Below are 13,870 nucleotides of genomic sequence, written 5' to 3'. Positions count from 1 at the left end.
GTACCATCGAGGCAGATGTCTGCGTTCTCCCCTGACGCAGCGCGCGAGTTCCGGGGCGGGTGGGAGGAGTTCCGAACCTCCGCCGCCGAGCGCTTCGCCGCTGCCCATCTCCCCACTCCCGACGAGGAGATCTGGAGGTACAGCCGCATCGATCGCTTCGATCTCGACGAGTGGTCGCCGGCGCGGTGCTCCACGACGATGAGCGGACCCGCCGACCTCGATCGCCTCATCGTCGACGACGTCGAGCCCGACGTGGTCGACGGCGATCCGCCCGACGTGTTCGCGGAGCTGAACCGGGCCTTCATGACCCCGACCGTGGTGCGCGTCCCGGCCGGCACCGTGGTCGAGACCCCGATCGTCGTGACCCACGAGATCGCGGGCTCGGGCACCGCCGTGTTCCCGCGCCTGGTGATCGACGCCGCCGAGGACAGCGAGGTCACCGTCGTCGAGCGCTTCGTGGCCGCCGACGGCGCCGAGGCCGACCGCGCCCTCGTCGTCCCCGTGCTCCAGGTGCGCGCCGCTCGCGCCGCGCGGGTGCGGTACCTGGCGATCAACGAGGTCGGCGACGCGACCTGGCAGATCGGCAACCAGCAGTCGATCGGTGAGCGCGACTCCTCGACGATGCTCGCGACGGTCACCCTCGGCGGTGACTACGTCCGGGCGCGCACCGAGGCGCGACTGACCGGCCGAGGCGGCAGCACCCGCCAGGTGGCGCTCTACTTCGCCGGCGGTGACCAGATGCACGACTTCCGCACCATCCAGGACCACGACGCCCCCGACACCCACAGCGATCTGCTGTTCAAGGGCGCGGTGCAGGACTCGGCGGCGAGCGTCTACACCGGGCTGATCAAGATCCGCAAGCACGCCGGCGGGACGAGCGCCCAACAGACCAACCGGAACCTCACCCTGTCGGAGGGGGCGTGGGCCGAGAGCGTCCCGAACCTCGACATCGAGACCAACGACGTCACCTGCAGCCACGCCTCGACCGTCGGACCGATCGACGAGGAGCAGCGGTTCTACCTGGAGAGCCGCGGCGTGCGTCCCGAGGTCGCCGAGCGGCTGGTGGTCCTCGGGTTCTTCGACGAGGTCATCGCGCAGCTCCCGGTCGGCGAGGTGACCGACGCGCTCCGGCGGCGGGTCGCCGACAAGCTCGACCTCGGCAGCCGCGCCACGGGGGTGGCGGCGTGACCGACGTCGGCAGCCTCGACGACTTCGCCGATGGGACCGCCACGCGCGTGGAGGTGGACGGCGCACCGGTCGCCGTCGTGCGCTGCGGCGACGACCTCCACGCGATCGGCGACGTGTGCAGCCACGCGAACGTGTCGCTCTCGGGCGGCGAGGTGTGGTGCGACGAGCTGGAGCTCGAGTGCCCGAAGCACGCGAGCGCGTTCAGCCTGACGACCGGACGCCCCTCGACGCTCCCCGCGACGCAACCGGTCGCGGTCCACGACGTGGAGGTCCGTGACGGTCGCGTGCAGGTGACGTTGCGCCCGGGTGCCCCCGGAGCGCAGGATCCGACGACGGGAGGACGACGATGAGCGAGCTGGTGATCGAGGGGCTGCGCGCCGCGGCCGGCGGCAAGGAGATCCTGAAGGGGATCGACCTGCGGGTGGCCTCGGGCGAGGTGCACGCGGTGATGGGCCCGAACGGGGCCGGCAAGAGCACCCTGTCCGCGATCGTGATGGGCCGCCCCGGCTTCGAGGTGCTCAGCGGCTCCGTGACCCTCGACGGCGCCGACGTGCTCGCGATGGCGACCTGGGAGCGCGCCGCCGCCGGGCTGCACCTCGTGATGCAGTACCCGACGGAGGTCCCCGGAGTGATGCTGCGTGACGTGATGGCCGAGGCGTTCGCCGGCCGCGACCGCTCCGCCGACGGCCTCGAGGAGCTGCTCGTCGACGAGGCCCGCCGCATCGGGTTCGAGGACCGCTTCCTCGAGCGGGCGCTGAACGTCGACCTCTCGGGGGGCGAGAAGAAGCGCAACGAGACCCTCCAGCTCGCCGTCCTCGCGCCCCGCATCGCGATCCTGGACGAGCTCGACTCGGGGCTCGACATCGACGCGCTGCGGCACTGCGCCCGCCGCGTCGAGGAGATGACCGAGCACGCCGACGGCGGCGGGGAGCCGCTCGGGGTGCTCGCGATCACGCACTACAGCCGGTTGCTCGACGAGCTCGAGCCCGACCGGGTGCACATCCTGGCCGACGGCCGCATCGTCAGCTCCGGGGGGCCCGAGCTCGCCGCCCAGCTCGAGGTCGACGGCTACGGCGCGTTCGCCACCGACACCCACGCCTCGGAGACCGACGCCTCGGCGAGCGCGCTGAGCGGACTGCTCTAGGGCCTCCGCCGGGTGCGGGGTGCGGATCGGCCAGGCCCTAGCGTCGGGCCGATGGACTGGGACGAGGCCGACGGCCGCTTGCGGCGCGAGTTCGAGTTCGCCGACTTCTCCGAGGCGTTCGGCTTCATGTCGAGGGTGGCGCTCCTCGCCGAACGCCACGACCACCACCCGGAGTGGTCCAACGTGTACAACCGGGTGGTGATCGAGCTGACGTCCCATGACGCCGGCAACACGGTCACGGACCGTGACCGTGACCTCGCGGCAGCCATCGACCGTCTCGTGCGATGACGTCGACCGCGGACGGGGTCGGCTTCCCGCCGCCGAGCCCCGGCGACGCCGTCGGGGGGATCGCCCACCCGTCGGATCCGGGCGGCACCGCCGGCCCGCCGGGGACCGACGAGGGGCCCGAACGGTCGTTCGCCGGGTGGAGGGTGGTGGCCGGGTGCTTCCTGGTGCTGGCGATCAACGCCGGTCTCGCCTTCTACGGGTTGGCCGTCTACCTCAACGCATTCAGCAAGGAGCAGGGGTGGGCGCTCGGGAGCATCTCGTTCGCCGTGACGATCTTCTTCGTGGTGGGCGGCTTGTCCGGCCTCGTCGCCGCGAGGCTGATCCAACGCTTCGACGTCCGCGCGGTGATCATCGCCGGCGGGTTGATCGCCGGCGGGTCGCTCGCCGTCGTCGGACAGGTCACCGCCCAGTGGCAGCTCTACCTGGTCTACTGCGTCTTCGCGGTCGGCTACGCGTTCGCCGGGTTGGTCCCGGCGACGACCGTGGTGACCCGGTGGTTCCACGTCAAGCGGTCGATCGCGCTCTCGGTCGCCTCGACCGGGTTGTCGGTGGGCGGCATCGTGATCACCCCGGTCGCGAAGCGCCTGATCGACGATCACCAGCTCGCCGCCACGACACCGTGGTTGGGCTTGTTCTTCGCGGTGTCGCTGATCCCGGTGTCGCTGCTGCTCGTGCGCCCGGACCCGGTCGCCGACGGCTTCGCTCCGGACGGCGCTCGGCTGGCCCGGGGGACGCGCCCTCCGGCCGCGACCGGGACCCCCTACGCGGACGCCCTCGCCGATCGGTTCTACCGCGCCATCACCTACGGCTACGTGCTGACCCTGGGAGCCCAGGTGGGCGGCATCCAGCAGCTCGTCAAGCTCGTCGAGGACCGCACCGACGAGCGGACCGCTCAGTTCTCGATCACGTTCCTCGCCGCGACCTCGGTCGTCGCACGCCTCGTCGGCGGACGACTCGTGACGACGGTGCCGATGACGACCTTCACCGTGGTCGCCGCCGGCCTGCAGGCGGTGGCCCTCGCGGGGATCGCGCTCTCGTCGTCGGTCGTGTGGATCTTCGGGTTCATCGTCGTGTTCGGGATGACGGTCGGCAACCTGCTGATGATGCAACCGCTGCTGATCGCGGAGCGCTTCGGCGTGCTCGACTACCCGCGCATCTTCGGTCGGTCGCAGGCGATCGCCATCGCCGGCGTCGCCGGCGGCCCGCTGCTCATCGGATGGCTGCACGACGTGTTCGGGACCTACGAGGTGCCGTACCTCGCCGCTGCGGTGCTCTGCCTGATCGGGACGGGCATCCTCGCCCTGGCGGGTCCGGCGACGGTCGAGGGAGCCGACACCGCCTGAGAGACCCGCTCCACGTCCGCAGCCGGCCCGGCCGGCTCAGGCGCGCGCGGTGATCGCGAACAGCTCGGGGTCGATCGTGACGAAGATCGCCGTCGCCCGGGTGAACACCGTGGCAGCGCCGTCGTCGCCGGGGCCGGAGAGCTCGCCCGAGAGCATCAGCTTGCGACCCTCCCGTCGGTCGAGGCGGACCCGGCACTCGAGCCGACGGTGCAGCGGCACACCGTGCTCGTAGCGGACGTTCAAGGTGCCGGTGAAGCCGGGCCGGCGCTCGAGGGCGAGCACGAACCCGAACACGTCGTCGAACAGCGCCGACACGAGGCCGCCGTGGCAGCGGCCCGGAGCCCCCTCGTGGGCGGCACCGAAGGTGATCGAGCCCACCGCCTCGTCGCCGTCGCGCGCGACGTGGACGTCGACGCCCAGGGGAGCGGCGCGCCCCGAGATCGGGCGGTCGTCGTAGGTGAGCATCTCCTCGCCGTCGGCGGGCGGGTCGTCGTCGTGGGACCCCGACGGACGCATCTCGATGCGGGTGCGGGGCGGGCCCTGCTCGAGATCGGCGGCGAAGCGATCGAGGGCGGCCGCGGTCGTCGCGAGGTCGTCGACGTCCGCGTGGTGGCCGATCACGGCGTGCCCCAGCCGCCGGTAGGCGGCGCCCAGGTCGCGTCGGGCCGCGGCGACGGCTTCGTCGACCTCGCCCATCGTGGGGCTCCGCTCGTCCGCGCTCGCCGCGACGGCCGTCGTCGTGCTCGACGGCGACCCGTCGGTACCGGGAGCGTCGGCGCCCACCGTCAGGCGTTCGCCTCGTCGAGGGCGTTGGCGAGGGTGTTCCAGCTCAGCACGGCGCACTTGATCCGCACCGGGAACTTCACCACACCCTGCAGGGCCTCGAGCTCGCCGAGGTCGACGTCCGAGTCGCCCTCGCGCACCTCGATCCCGTCGACCCCCATCATGGTCTTGAAGCGCCGCATCGTGGAGCGCACCTCCCCGATGCGACGGCCCATGACCGCCTTGGTCATCATCGACGCCGACGACTGCGAGATCGAGCACCCCTGGCCGCCGATCTTGATGTCGGACACGATGGCGTCGTCGAGGTCGCCGCTGTCGGCGGGCTCGAGCGCGAGGTACACGGTGATCTCGTCACCGCAGAGCGGGTTGTGCCCGTCGGTGCGGATCGCCGGGGGCGCCTCGAGCTCGCCGCGGTTGCGCGGCGTGCGGTAGTGGTCGAGGATGATCTCGCGGTAGAGGTCTTCGAGGCCCGGCATCAGAACCCGAAGATATCGCTCGCGCCGTCGAGGCCGTCGGCCAGGGCGTCGATGTCACCCTCGTCGTTGTAGAGGTACACGCTCGCCCGCGTGGTCGAGTGGACGCCGAGCGTCTTCATCAGGGGCTTCGCGCAGTGGTGCCCGGCACGCACGCACACGTTCGACTGGTCGAGGACCTGGCTGACGTCGTGGGGGTGCAGGTCGCGGAACGCGAAGCTGAACACCCCGCCGCGCACCTCGACGTTCGTCGGCCCGTAGATCGTGATGTCGTCGCCGAAGCGAGCGTTCAGCGTGTCGAGGGCGTAGCGGGTGAGGTCCATCTCGTGGCGACGCACGTTCGCCATCCCCAGCTCCTCGAGGAACTCGACCGCCGCGGTCAGCCCGACGGCCTCGACGATCGGCGGGGTGCCGGCCTCGAACTTCGCCGGGACCGGTGCGGTGGTGAAGCCGTCGAAGCTGACGGTGTCGATCATGTTGCCGCCGCCGAGGAACGGGGGCATGGCGTCGAGCAGCTCCATCCTCCCCCACAGCATCCCGATCCCCGACGGGCCGCACATCTTGTGGCTCGAGAAGGCGACGAGGTCCGCGCCCCACGCCTGCACGTCGGTGACGTTGTGCGGGACGTACTGGCACGCGTCGACGACCGCGAGCGCTCCGGCGTCGTGGGCCGCGGCGCACAGCCGCTCGGTCGGGGGGAGCGTCCCGAGCACGTTGCTCATCGCGGTGAACGCGAGCACCTTGGCACCGTCGAGGTGGCGGTCGAGGTCGGTGAGGTCGAGCTGTCCGTCGGAGGTGAGCGGGATCCAGCGGATCTCGACGCCCCGCTCGGCGGCGAGCATCTGCCACGGGACGATGTTGGCGTGGTGCTCCATCTCGGTGAGCACCACGACGTCGCCCTCGCCCAGGTTGGTGCGCCCCCACGAGGCGGCGATCAGGTTCACCGCCTCGGTCGCGTTCTTGGTGAACACGATCTCGTCGGGCGACGGGGCGTTGATCAGCCGGGCGACGGCCACCCGCGCGCCTTCGTAGGCCTCCGTCGCCTCGCCCGCCAGGCGGTACGAGCTGCGATTGATCGGCGCGTACGTCGACTCCATGAACGCGCTCATCGCCTCGATCACCCGGCGGGGCTTCTGCGAGGTGTTGCCGGAGTCGAGGTAGACGAGGCGCGCATCGTCGATCGAGCGATCGGTGAGGATCGGGAACTGCGCCCGGACGTCGTCGACCGAGAACACCTCAGCTCCCCGTGCCGGCGGGCTCGGCGCGGAACGAGTCGTATCCGTCGCGCTCGAGCCGCTCCGCCAGCTCCATCCCCCCGCTGTCGACGATGCGCCCGTCGACGAGGATGTGGATGCGGTCGGGGGCGACCTCGTCGAGCAGCCGCTGGTAGTGGGTGATCAGCACGACCCCCATGGTCTCGCGCTCGGAGCGGACCTCGCGGATCCCGCGGGCCACGATGCGCAGGGCGTCGATGTCGAGGCCGGAGTCGGTCTCGTCGAGGATCGCCAGCTCGGGCTCGAGGATCGCCATCTGCATGATCTCGTTGCGCTTCTTCTCGCCGCCCGAGAACCCCTCGTTGAGGTAGCGGTCGACGAAGCTCGAGTCCATCCCGAGCCGCTCCATCCAGTCCATCGTCGCGAGGCGCAGCTCGAGCACGGAGAGGTCGACGCCCTTGCGCGCCGAGAGCGCCTGGCGGAGGAACTGGATGACCGACACCCCCGCGATCTCCTGGGGGTACTGGAAGGCGAGGAACATCCCCGCCTTCGCCCGCTCGTCGACCGGCCACTCGGTGACGTCGTCACCGCGGAAGGTGATCGAGCCGGACGTGACCGCGTACTCCGACGAGCCCATCAGGGTGGCCCCGAGAGTGGACTTCCCCGACCCGTTCGGGCCCATGATCGCGTGGATCTCGCCCTCGCCGACGGTGAGGTCGAGGCCCCGGAGGATCTCGCCCGCGTCGGAGGCGGCGGGTCGCACGTGGAGGTCGTCGACTCGGAACAGCGGCGTGGTCACACCTCGATCCTACGAGCGGATGACGACTCTGCCGAGGGCCGCGCCCGGACGGGTGAGCTCGGCGTCCCGCCGTATCCTGAGCCCGTGGCCGACCGGGTGGAGCGACTGACCAACCTGCTCGCCCTGCTGCTCGAGACGCGCGTCGGGCTGTCGCTGACCGACATCGCGAACTCGCTGGCGGGCCAGTACCCCGACGCCGAGAAGTCGCGCCGGACGGCGTTCGAGCGCGACAAGGCGGCGCTGCGCCAGATCGGCGTGCCGATCGAGACCGAGGTCCACTCCGGCGACGCCCTCGCCGGGCAGACCCGCTACCGCATCGACCGCGACCGCTACGAGCTCGGGGACCTGGGGCTGGAGCCCGACGAGATGCGCGCCCTGCAGGTCGCGGTCGCCACCGTGCGCACCGACTCGGGGTCCGGGCGCGACGCGATCCTGAAGCTGGGCGGGGCGCTGTCGTCGGACGAGCGCCCGGCGGTGTCGGCGGTCCTGCCGGACCGCCCGGAGCTGCCGGTGGTGCGCTCGGCCGTCGCGAGCCGTTCGCCGATCACCTTCGACTACCGCGGGGTCGAGCGCACCGTCGATCCGTGGGGGGTGCTGCTGCGCGGCGGCTTCTGGTACCTCGTCGGTCACGACCACCTCCGGGGCGAGAAGCGCACCTTCCGCATCGATCGAGTCGACGCCGACATCGACGTCGGCGAGCCCGGCTCCTTCGAGCGGCCCGCCGACTTCGATCCGCGCACGGCCTTCCCGGCCGACCCCAAGCAGATCGGCCACTCCTCCGACGACGCGGTCGAGGCCACGGTGCGCATCGACGCCGTGCGCGCCGGCGCGAGCGAGCGCGAGCTGGGCTCCGAGCGCGTCGTCGCCCGCCACGACGACGGCTCGGTCGACCTGCTGGTGCCCGCCACCAACCTCGAGGCCTTCCGGTCGTGGGTGCTCGGCCTCGTCGACCACGCGGTGGTGCTCGGCCCGCCCGCCGTGCGCGACCACGTGATCGGCTGGCTCCGAGCGGTCACGGAGCCGACGGGGGCACGTCGATGAGCCGACCGGGTCCGCGCAACGCCGAGGATCGGCTCCGTCAGCTGCTGGTCATGCTTCCGTGGCTGATGGAGGCGGGCGAGGTGCCGCTGACGCAGGTGGCCTCCCGCTACGGGTTGACCGAGACGCAGGTGGCGAAGGATCTCGAGCTCGTCGCGATGTGCGGCCTGCCCCCCTACGTCGACGAGATGATCGACGTGTTCGTCGACGACGGCACGGTCTACGTCGGGGTGCCGCGCCTGTTCACCCGCCCCCTGCGGCTCACCGCACCGGAGGGCTTCGCGCTCCTGGCGGCGGGGCGGGCCGCGATGGAGCTGCCCGGGGCCGACCCCGAGGGTCCGCTGGCACGCGGCCTCGCCAAGCTGGCCGACGGGCTCGGTCGTGCGGGGGTGGCCGCGCACGCCGACGACACGGCGGGGGTGGCCGTCGACCTCGAGCGGCCGGCGGCGACCGCCGCGGTGCTCGACGCCGTCGGCACGGGCTCGGAGCTCGAGATCGAGTACTACTCGCCGGTGCGCGGCGACGTCGGCGCACGCACGATCGTGCCCCGCCACGTGTTCGTCGACGGCGGGAACTGGTACGTCCTCGCCGACGACGACCGCTCCGGCGAGCGACGCACGTTCCGCATCGACCGGATCGAGTCGATGGAACCCACCGGGCGCCTCCACGATCTCGACCCCGAGGCTCGGGCTCCCGACGCCTTCTTCGCCGACGTCGACGTGCCGCGAGCACGGTTGCGGCTGCGCCCGGCGGCGAGCTGGGTGGTCGAGCGATACCCGGTCGACTCGGTCGAGCCCGTGCCGGGCGGCGATCCGTCGAACGGTGACGACGGCCCGGTCGAGGTCGTCCTCCCGGTCGCCAGCGACTGGTGGCTGAGCCGGTTGCTGGTCCGCCTCGGCCCGGACGCGACCGTCGTCGACCCGCCGGACGCGTCGCACGGCGCCCGCGAGCTCGCGTCGCGGATCCTGGCGGGGTACGACTCGGCCGGGTGAGGATCCGTTCGCCGAGATCGATCGGGTCGCTCGCGATCGGCGCATCGCGACTCGATCACGGGTGTCGGCGGATCGACCACCTCGACGAGCGCTGCGCACGGCTCGGGGCTCGGTCGAGGAAGGGCTCGAGGTCGTGGAGCGTCTCGACGCGCAGGTCGCGCAGCAGGTGCGGGAGGATGGCGCCGGTGGCGCGTGCGTCGTGGAGGGCGTCGTGGGGGCGATCGAGCGCGACCCCGTAGCGGGCGCAGACGTCGCCGAGGCGGTGGGAGCACCGACGGTCGGGGTCGAGGCGACGCGACATCCGCAGCGTGCACAACCGGCGCTCGAGCCGGGCGAGCTCGCTCGTCGGCCGGCGCCGTGCCGCCCGCTCCAGGAACGCTCCGTCGAAGCGGGCGTTGTGCGCCACGAACATCGAGTCCCCGAGCCGGTCGCCGAGCTCGGCGACGACGCTGGCGAGCCGGGGGGCGTCGCGCAGCATCGGCCGGGTGATCCCGTGCACGTCGCTGGGGCCGACTCGACCGAGCGGCCAGCGCAGCTTGACGAAGGTCTCCCACTCGTCGTGGACCGTGCCGTGCGCGTCGACGGTGACCATCGCGACCTGGAGGATCCGGTGCCGCTCGGCGCGCAACCCGGAGGTCTCGAGGTCGACGACGGCGAAGCGGGGGAGCCCCATCCCGCTCACGATACGCGTGGGGTGCGTCGGTCGCCGCCGTCTCCCGGTCGGATCGCGGCGACGGCCCGGCGAGGTGCGGATCGCCGCCTCGGACGGGGTCGGCTCAGCTCGCGGGCTTGTGGTGGCGGGCCCGGATCCCGATCGGAGCCGACACCGTGAAGCCGGCGAGGTGCCGGTCCTCCTCCGACTCGCCGGCCCAGTAGCCGTACTCGCGGTGATCGCGGGCGAAGGCGCGGCACGGGCGGGCCACCGGGCACTCGTCGCACAACCGCTGGGCCTTGGTCTCGCGCCGCGCCCGCGCCTGGGGGCGTTCGGCCTTGGGAGCGAAGAAGAGCCGCGTCTCACCCTTGCACGCGGCGTCCTCGCGCCAGCTGAGGTCGTCGGCATCCGCCGGGTCGGCCTCGGATCGTCGCTCGGACTCGATCAACGTGGTCAGCACTCCTCGCTCGCTGTGGTCGACGGCGAGGGGGCGACCTCACCGACAACAATTTAGCACTAAATCACGCCGGTGCGACCCGCGCTCGCCGACGGTTCGCGCCGTCCGGGTGGATCGCTCGGACGAGTTCGCCTCCAGGCGCCGGGCCCGGGAGGGGGCGGGGAGCGGGCGGGCCGAGCCGGGCGCGGCCTACAGGAGCTCGGCGGCCAGGCTGGCGACGTCGCTGCGCTCGCAGGCGGTCAGCGTGATGTGGCCGAAGCAGCGCTGGTCGGCGAAGGCCGAGGTGAGCACGCTGAGGGCGTTGTTCGACTCGCCGAGGTAGGGGGCGTCGATCTGGCTGGTGTCGCCGGTGAAGATCACCTTCGTCCCGTCGCCGACTCGGGTGAGGATCGTCCGCAGGGTGGTGGGCTCGAGGTTCTGCGCCTCGTCGATCAGCACCATCTGGCGATGCAGCGAGCGACCGCGCAGGAAGGTGACCGACTCGAGCGAGAGCTGCCCCCGGTCGGTGAGCTCGTCGATCAGGCGTCGGGCGTCGGAGGTGCTGCCCTGGTCCGCCAGCGCGACGATCGCGTCGTGGATCGCCGACATCCACGGGTCGAGCTTCTCGTCGAGCCCGCCGGGCAGGAAGCCGACCTCGGCGCGCCCGACCGGGACGAGCGGGCGGTAGATCGCCATGCGCTCGTAGCGCTGCTGCTCGACGACCATCTCGAGTCCGGCGGCGATCGCGAGGAGCGTCTTGCCGGTCCCCGCGCGACCGTCGAGGGCGACCACCGAGATGTCGGGGTCGAGCAGCAGCTCCAGGGCGAAGCGCTGCTCCTTGTTGCGCGGTCGCAGACCCCACGGTTCGCACGGGCCGTTGGGGAGCAGCACGAACTCGTCGCCCACGCTGCGCACGAGCGCCGACTGCGACCCGCAGCGCAGGACGGCGAACTCGTTCTCGCGCAGTCGATCGGCGGGGGAGACCACGGCGTCGAGGGCGATCGCGCCCGCGGCGTAGAGGCAGTCGATCGTCTCGTAGGTGGCGTCGATCGTCGACCACCCGACCGCGGCCACCGAGCGCTCCGAGCGGACCGGCGAATGGGCCGCCGCGCTGACGCCGAGGTGAGCCGCCTTGATCCGCAGGGCGGCGTCGTTGCTGACCATCGTGGTCGGCCCGTTGTCGGCCTGGCCGATCGCCGCTCCGATGATGCGGTTGTCGGGCACGGCCGGATCGAGCCCGTGCTCGACCAGGAGGTGCTTGCGGATGTTGTTGATCTCGATCTGGAGGGTCGCGGTCCCGGTCCCCGTCGGCACGGGCTGGGCGAGCGATCCGCCGTGCTCGACGCGCAGCTCCTCGAGGGTGCGCAGCGCGGAGCGCGCCGCCCGTCCGACGTCGTCGGTGCGGCTCTTCAGCCCGTCGAGCTCCTCGACCACCGTCAGCGGGACGACGACGTCCGCGTCGGCGAACTCGAGCACGCAGCTCGGATCGGCGATCAGCACCGAGGTGTCGAGCACGAGTCGGCTCCGCGTCGCCGTCCCGTTCGGATCGACCCCCCGTGGGTCGGGGGCCCCGGACCCTCCGTCGTCGGCGTCGGGTCGGGATTCGATGAGGTCGGTCACCATCACTCCTGGAGAGTCGGTCGTGGACGTTCGATGTGATCGTACGACGGCTCCCGGGTCCGGCGGGCGCGGTGCGCCCGCCATCGTGAGGAGTCCGCCGATCCCTGTTGTACCCGACCTCTCGACGCACGGCGCGGATGGCGGGGGTCGGCGCGAGGCGCGCCGCTGCGTCGGTCCGCCCCCACGACCCCGTCGGCCGTGGCGGACCGTGGGAGGATCGACCGATGGCCGCCGCCGACCACCCCGCTCGCCACGGTGGGGGCGACCCGACCGATCCGGCCGAGGCGTGCGTGTTCTGCCGCATCGCGTCGACGGACGAACCCGCCGAGATCGTGTTCGCCGACGACGTCGCCGTGGCCTTCCTCGACGTCCGCCCGCTCTTCGTCGGTCACACGCTCGTCATCCCGCGCCGCCACCTCGTGACCCTCGCGGACCTCGACGACGTCGGGCCGTTCTTCGAGCGCGTGCGCGCGATCAGCGCCGCGATGCCGGCGGCGCTGGGCAGCCAGGGGACCTTCGTCGCGAACAACAACGTGGTCAGCCAGAGCGTCGCCCACCTCCACGTGCACGTCGTGCCGCGCACCCGAGGTGACGGGCTGCGCGGGTTCTTCTGGCCGAGGACCAGCTACGCCGACGGCGAGATGGCCGCCACCGGGGTCGTCCTGCGCGACGCGCTCGGCGACGTCGCAGGCGCGGCCGACTGACGACCGACCGGCTCGGCGATCCCACGCGGGACCGCGCTCGTGCGTTCGCGCCGGGCCACGCGGGTCAGTCCCCGCACGGCCCCGAGACGGTGCTCGTTGCAACCGCAACGAGATCGGTGCTTGCGCCCGACCGGTCGGGCAAGTGACATGGATGTCGTTCCACCCCCTAGGGTGGTCGGTACGGCCCCGGCGTCCTCGCCGGGGTGAACAGCACAGACCACGGAAGAGAGCTCCACACATGGCAACCAAGGCAGAAATGATCGACTCGGTGGCGAACGCCGCGGGACTGTCGAAGTCGGACACGGAGAAGGCGCTCGGTGCGTTCTTCGATCACGTGGTCACCGAGACCAAGGGCGGTGAGGCCGTGACGTGGCCGGGCTTCGGCAAGTTCAGCACGACCGAGCGCAAGGCGCGCAAGGGTCGCAACCCCCAGACGGGCGAAGAGGTCGACATCAAGGCCTCGACGGCGATGAAGTTCTCGTCGAGCTCCGCTCTCAAGGAAGCCCTCAACGGCAAGAAGTGACCTGATGGCAGCAGCGAGGTCCTCCACGTCCACCGAGAAGACGGCGGCGAAGAAGTCGGCGGCGAAGAAGAAGTCGGCGGAGAAGAAGTCGGCCGGCACGAAGGCCGCGAGCGGGAAGGTCACGGCGAACCGGGCCGCGAGCGAGAAGTCCGCGGGCGAGAAGACGTCGGCGAAGAACGCTGCTGCGAAGAAGGCGACCGCGAAGAAGGCCGGCGCGAGGAAGGCGGTGAGCAAGAAGGCGACCGCGAAGAAGGCGACCGCGAAGAAGGCCGGCGCGAAGAAGGCGACCGCGAAGAAGGCGACCGCCAAGAAGGCCGGCGCGAAGAAGGCGACCGCGAAGAAGGCGACCGCGAAGAAGGCCGGCGCGAAGAAGGCGACCGCCAAGAAGGCGACCGCCAAGAAGGCGACCGCCAAGAAGGCCGGCGCGAAGAAGGCGACCGCGAAGAAGGCGACCGCGAAGAAGGCGACCGCGAAGAAGGCGACCGCCAAGAAGGCGGCGGGACGCGAGGCGATCACGGCGGACGCCGGCCCGCAGGCGGCGAAGGATCTCGCCGGTCCCGATTCCGTCGCAAAGGAGCGTTCGGCGCGCACCTGACGCCCCGGCGTCGGCGGTCGCCGCCCGCACCGGATCGGTGCGTCGTGATCCGTCGATCGACGCCGGGGCGCTGGTCGC

17 protein-coding genes are annotated in these 13,870 nt (G+C 71.9%); 10 read left to right on the top strand and 7 right to left on the bottom strand.

Annotation, left to right across the window (positions count from 1 at the left end; all coding sequences use genetic code 11):
• Positions 1 to 15: 15 nt before the first annotated feature.
• The 5 genes from sufD to ACOOHC_RS12625 are packed head-to-tail and all read left to right on the top strand — an operon-like array spanning position 16 to position 3,963.
• Positions 16 to 1,188, top strand: a complete 1,173-nt coding sequence (gene sufD / locus ACOOHC_RS12645; protein WP_420450764.1) for a Fe-S cluster assembly protein SufD — start codon at positions 16 to 18, stop codon at positions 1,186 to 1,188.
• Positions 1,185 to 1,538 (top strand): non-heme iron oxygenase ferredoxin subunit, encoded by a 354-nt coding sequence (locus ACOOHC_RS12640; protein WP_420450763.1) that lies wholly within the window; start codon positions 1,185 to 1,187, stop codon positions 1,536 to 1,538. Before sufD ends, ACOOHC_RS12640 begins: the two co-directional genes overlap by 4 nt.
• Entirely contained in the window at positions 1,535 to 2,332 is a 798-nt protein-coding gene (gene sufC / locus ACOOHC_RS12635; protein ID WP_420450762.1) for a Fe-S cluster assembly ATPase SufC, read from the top strand. The genes ACOOHC_RS12640 and sufC (ACOOHC_RS12635) overlap by 4 nt, the downstream gene beginning before the upstream one ends.
• Positions 2,333 to 2,383: 51 nt before the next feature.
• Complete coding sequence (locus ACOOHC_RS12630) at positions 2,384 to 2,620, top strand: 4a-hydroxytetrahydrobiopterin dehydratase (RefSeq protein WP_420450761.1); 237 nt, start codon at positions 2,384 to 2,386, stop codon at positions 2,618 to 2,620.
• On the top strand, positions 2,617 to 3,963 hold the full coding sequence (locus ACOOHC_RS12625) for an MFS transporter (protein WP_420450760.1): 1,347 nt from the start codon (positions 2,617 to 2,619) through the stop codon (positions 3,961 to 3,963). Before ACOOHC_RS12630 ends, ACOOHC_RS12625 begins: the two co-directional genes overlap by 4 nt.
• Positions 3,964 to 3,999: 36 nt before the next feature.
• On the opposite strand, the gene ACOOHC_RS12620 is transcribed toward ACOOHC_RS12625, so the two are convergent.
• The 4 genes from ACOOHC_RS12620 to sufC (ACOOHC_RS12605) all read right to left on the bottom strand — a co-directional run bounded on the left by ACOOHC_RS12620 (position 4,000) and on the right by sufC (ACOOHC_RS12605) (position 7,232).
• The gene (locus ACOOHC_RS12620; protein ID WP_420450759.1) at positions 4,000 to 4,659 is read right to left on the bottom strand and encodes a PaaI family thioesterase; all 660 of its coding nucleotides are present in this window, start codon (positions 4,657 to 4,659) and stop codon (positions 4,000 to 4,002) included.
• Between the two features lie 89 nt (positions 4,660 to 4,748).
• Entirely contained in the window at positions 4,749 to 5,222 is a 474-nt protein-coding gene (sufU, locus tag ACOOHC_RS12615) for a Fe-S cluster assembly sulfur transfer protein SufU (protein WP_420450758.1), read from the bottom strand.
• Entirely contained in the window at positions 5,222 to 6,454 is a 1,233-nt protein-coding gene (locus ACOOHC_RS12610) for a SufS family cysteine desulfurase (protein WP_420450757.1), read from the bottom strand. Before ACOOHC_RS12610 ends, sufU begins: the two co-directional genes overlap by 1 nt.
• A gap of 1 nt (position 6,455) precedes the next feature.
• The gene (sufC, locus tag ACOOHC_RS12605; RefSeq protein WP_420450756.1) at positions 6,456 to 7,232 is read right to left on the bottom strand and encodes a Fe-S cluster assembly ATPase SufC; all 777 of its coding nucleotides are present in this window, start codon (positions 7,230 to 7,232) and stop codon (positions 6,456 to 6,458) included.
• Between the two features lie 84 nt (positions 7,233 to 7,316).
• Here sufC (ACOOHC_RS12605) and ACOOHC_RS12600 point away from each other — a divergent pair, with 84 nt between their 5' ends.
• Both ACOOHC_RS12600 and ACOOHC_RS12595 read left to right on the top strand, forming a co-directional pair.
• On the top strand, positions 7,317 to 8,273 hold the full coding sequence (locus tag ACOOHC_RS12600) for a helix-turn-helix transcriptional regulator (protein ID WP_420450755.1): 957 nt from the start codon (positions 7,317 to 7,319) through the stop codon (positions 8,271 to 8,273).
• Entirely contained in the window at positions 8,270 to 9,262 is a 993-nt protein-coding gene (locus ACOOHC_RS12595) for a helix-turn-helix transcriptional regulator (RefSeq protein ID WP_420450754.1), read from the top strand. The genes ACOOHC_RS12600 and ACOOHC_RS12595 overlap by 4 nt, the downstream gene beginning before the upstream one ends.
• A gap of 55 nt (positions 9,263 to 9,317) precedes the next feature.
• Here the strand turns inward: ACOOHC_RS12595 and ACOOHC_RS12590 are convergent, their stop codons facing one another.
• The 3 genes from ACOOHC_RS12590 to ACOOHC_RS12580 all read right to left on the bottom strand — a co-directional run bounded on the left by ACOOHC_RS12590 (position 9,318) and on the right by ACOOHC_RS12580 (position 11,973).
• The gene (locus tag ACOOHC_RS12590; protein WP_420450753.1) at positions 9,318 to 9,935 is read right to left on the bottom strand and encodes a PolC-type DNA polymerase III; all 618 of its coding nucleotides are present in this window, start codon (positions 9,933 to 9,935) and stop codon (positions 9,318 to 9,320) included.
• Positions 9,936 to 10,038: 103 nt separating this feature from the next.
• Positions 10,039 to 10,374, bottom strand: a complete 336-nt coding sequence (locus ACOOHC_RS12585) for a WhiB family transcriptional regulator (RefSeq protein ID WP_420450752.1) — start codon at positions 10,372 to 10,374, stop codon at positions 10,039 to 10,041.
• A 186-nt stretch (positions 10,375 to 10,560) separates the two neighbouring features.
• Positions 10,561 to 11,973: a PhoH family protein gene (locus ACOOHC_RS12580; protein ID WP_420450751.1), complete on the bottom strand. Its 1,413-nt coding sequence runs from the start codon at positions 11,971 to 11,973 to the stop codon at positions 10,561 to 10,563.
• Between the two features lie 221 nt (positions 11,974 to 12,194).
• Here ACOOHC_RS12580 and ACOOHC_RS12575 point away from each other — a divergent pair, with 221 nt between their 5' ends.
• From ACOOHC_RS12575 to ACOOHC_RS12565, 3 genes are all read left to right on the top strand, one after another.
• Complete coding sequence (locus tag ACOOHC_RS12575; protein ID WP_420450750.1) at positions 12,195 to 12,674, top strand: HIT family protein; 480 nt, start codon at positions 12,195 to 12,197, stop codon at positions 12,672 to 12,674.
• 238 nt (positions 12,675 to 12,912) lie between these two features.
• Positions 12,913 to 13,197 (top strand): HU family DNA-binding protein, encoded by a 285-nt coding sequence (locus tag ACOOHC_RS12570; protein WP_420450749.1) that lies wholly within the window; start codon positions 12,913 to 12,915, stop codon positions 13,195 to 13,197.
• A 4-nt stretch (positions 13,198 to 13,201) separates the two neighbouring features.
• Positions 13,202 to 13,792 (top strand): histone H1-like repetitive region-containing protein, encoded by a 591-nt coding sequence (locus ACOOHC_RS12565; RefSeq protein WP_420450748.1) that lies wholly within the window; start codon positions 13,202 to 13,204, stop codon positions 13,790 to 13,792.
• The last annotated feature ends 78 nt before the right edge of the window (positions 13,793 to 13,870 follow it).

This window comes from Ilumatobacter sp. (assembly GCF_965215205.1).
Lineage (GTDB): Bacteria > Actinomycetota > Acidimicrobiia > Acidimicrobiales > Ilumatobacteraceae > Ilumatobacter_A.
The sequence above is the reverse complement of the archived record's forward strand: the minus strand, read 5'-3'. Positions and strand labels throughout refer to the sequence as shown.

Excerpts from the sequence above, each read along its gene's own strand:
- sufD (WP_420450764.1), top strand. The coding sequence starts at position 16 with ATGTCTGCGTTCTCCCCTGACGCAGCGCGCGAGTTCCGGGGCGGGTGG.
- ACOOHC_RS12565 (WP_420450748.1), top strand. The coding sequence starts at position 13,202 with ATGGCAGCAGCGAGGTCCTCCACGTCCACCGAGAAGACGGCGGCGAAG.
- ACOOHC_RS12575 (WP_420450750.1), top strand. The coding sequence starts at position 12,195 with ATGGCCGCCGCCGACCACCCCGCTCGCCACGGTGGGGGCGACCCGACC.
- sufC (WP_420450762.1), top strand. The coding sequence starts at position 1,535 with ATGAGCGAGCTGGTGATCGAGGGGCTGCGCGCCGCGGCCGGCGGCAAG.
- sufU (WP_420450758.1), bottom strand. The coding sequence starts at position 5,222 with ATGCCGGGCCTCGAAGACCTCTACCGCGAGATCATCCTCGACCACTAC.
- ACOOHC_RS12625 (WP_420450760.1), top strand. The coding sequence starts at position 2,617 with ATGACGTCGACCGCGGACGGGGTCGGCTTCCCGCCGCCGAGCCCCGGC.
- ACOOHC_RS12630 (WP_420450761.1), top strand. The coding sequence starts at position 2,384 with ATGGACTGGGACGAGGCCGACGGCCGCTTGCGGCGCGAGTTCGAGTTC.
- ACOOHC_RS12595 (WP_420450754.1), top strand. The coding sequence starts at position 8,270 with ATGAGCCGACCGGGTCCGCGCAACGCCGAGGATCGGCTCCGTCAGCTG.
- ACOOHC_RS12580 (WP_420450751.1), bottom strand. The coding sequence starts at position 11,973 with ATGGTGACCGACCTCATCGAATCCCGACCCGACGCCGACGACGGAGGG.
- ACOOHC_RS12570 (WP_420450749.1), top strand. The coding sequence starts at position 12,913 with ATGGCAACCAAGGCAGAAATGATCGACTCGGTGGCGAACGCCGCGGGA.
- ACOOHC_RS12620 (WP_420450759.1), bottom strand. The coding sequence starts at position 4,659 with ATGGGCGAGGTCGACGAAGCCGTCGCCGCGGCCCGACGCGACCTGGGC.
- ACOOHC_RS12590 (WP_420450753.1), bottom strand. The coding sequence starts at position 9,935 with ATGGGGCTCCCCCGCTTCGCCGTCGTCGACCTCGAGACCTCCGGGTTG.